This is a genomic window from Paenibacillus forsythiae T98, from assembly GCF_000520735.1.
Classification (GTDB): Bacteria; Bacillota; Bacilli; order Paenibacillales; family Paenibacillaceae; genus Paenibacillus_AQ; species Paenibacillus_AQ forsythiae.
Genome location: NZ_ASSC01000454.1, coordinates 1 through 1,817, shown reverse-complemented (window position 1 = coordinate 1,817; position 1,817 = coordinate 1). Strand labels below are relative to the sequence as shown.

The 1,817-nt window shown below is 60.0% G+C and carries 2 protein-coding genes; one reads left to right on the top strand and one right to left on the bottom strand.

Going from position 1 to position 1,817, the window contains the following annotated elements:
* Positions 1–575: S-layer homology domain-containing protein (locus L692_RS0114505; protein WP_025700897.1), on the top strand; the 575-nt coding region annotated here is incomplete at its 5' end.
* A gap of 143 nt (positions 576–718) precedes the next feature.
* Here the strand turns inward: L692_RS0114505 and murQ are convergent.
* Positions 719–1,630: an N-acetylmuramic acid 6-phosphate etherase gene (murQ, locus tag L692_RS0114500; RefSeq protein ID WP_025700896.1), complete on the bottom strand. Its 912-nt coding sequence runs from the start codon at positions 1,628–1,630 to the stop codon at positions 719–721.
* Positions 1,631–1,817 lie beyond the last annotated feature (187 nt).

Sequence of the window (1,817 nt, the reverse complement as noted above, 5' to 3'; positions counted from 1 at the left end):
CCCCCGCCGCATCTGCGGCGCCGGTATTCAAGGATCTGGGCAAAGTGGCATGGGCGCAGGAGGCAATCAACTCCCTGACGGCCAAAGGCATTATCAAGGGTGTTGACGGCGGCAGCTTTGCACCGGGCAAGAAGGTCACCCGGGCGGAATTTGTCACCATGCTTGTCCGCGCTCTGAAGCTGAGTGATAATACCGGAACGGGCAGCGCGTTCAAGGACGTCAAGCAGGGCCTCTGGTACTCGGACTCTATCGCTGCGGCGGTTCAGGCAGGCATAGTACAAGGCTCCGGCAGCGGCAAATTTGAGCCGGGACGTGAAATTACCCGCGAAGAAATGGCGATAATGATCGTGAACGCTCTTAAGGGGCAGTTGCAGCCGGTAGACAAGGCTGCGGCGCTGCAGAAGTTTGCGGACAAGTCGCAAATTGCGCCTTACGCGCAGGAAGCGGTCGCGCAGCTGACCCGGCTCGGAATTGTGAGCGGTGTGGATAACGGAGAATTCGCGCCGAAGGATAGAGCCAACCGCGCCGAGGCGGCGGTTATTATCTTCCGAATGCTGACGAAGCAAGTTTCTTAATTTTCTGATATTGTCAAAGGTGCTCTGCTCGCCCTCCCGGGATGGCGGCAGAGCAAAGAACCTCCATTTCCATTTCAAACATGGATCTGGAGGTTCTTTGTCTTCCCGGTTCGCTTCATGAAGGCCGGGTTGCCCGAAAGCCGTTACAGCGGGTCCGCCGCTGTCAATGCGCCGTGGACGAAGCCGCCTGAGGCAGACAGCCGACGGCGCGCTTCATCGACGCCGACTCCGGCCAGCAGCATGACGATGGCGGTCTTGACATGGCCTTCCGAATCCCGGAAGGCCGCTTCGATGTCGGCATCGGATGCGTCCGTGGCCAGGGCGATAATCCGCTTGGCGCGGTAGACAAGCTTCTTGTTGGACGGATTCAAATCGACCATCAGATTGCGGTACACCTTGCCGATCCGGATCATGGCGGTCGTAGTCAGCATGTTGAGGATCAGCTTCTGAGCAGTCCCGGATTTCATCCGGGTGGAACCCATCACAACCTCGGGACCGACAACGGCCTCGATGACCGGAAACCCCGTTTGCGCCATCGGCGTACCGTGGTTGTTGCAAATGCCGAAGACGGCGGCGCCAAGCTCGCCTGCCCGCTTCATCGCGCCGAGCACGTAAGGCGTGCGGCCGCTTGCGGCGATGCCGATGACGACATCGCCGGCGGCGACTCCGGCGGCTTCCAGATCGGCGGCGCCCAGATCCTCGCTGTCCTCCGCGCCTTCAACGGGGTCCTTGACCGCCTGAAAGCCGCCCGCAATCAGCCCCTGCACCATTTCCGGGTCCGTGCCGTAGGTTGGCGGACATTCGGAGGCGTCAAGAATGCCGATTCTTCCGCTCGTTCCCGCGCCGATGTAGAACAGGCGCCCGCCGGAGCGGAAGGATTCGACGATCCGGTCGGCTGCCGAAGCGATTTGCGGAATCAGTTCCGTGATGGCTTCGGCGACAAGCCGGTCCTCACTGTTAATTAAAGCCATAATTTCAGCGGAGTTCAGCTGATCGATGGCAGCTGTTTTGTCATTGGGTTGCTCTGTGATCAAGCTGTCAAGAATAGAATCCATGAGGGCTGTTCCTCCTGTCATTAACGTACTTGCGTCCTTGGGGGACGCCGTCAGGTATTTCTTCTTATCTGTTGCAGGGGTTCTCTGCTGCACGTGTTCGCTTGAAGCGGCCGTTTCAGCCAAGGCCCCCGAACCATTTCCGGGCGAGCAGCGCGGCGCCGACTGAGGGCGGCGCGGCGGACGCTCC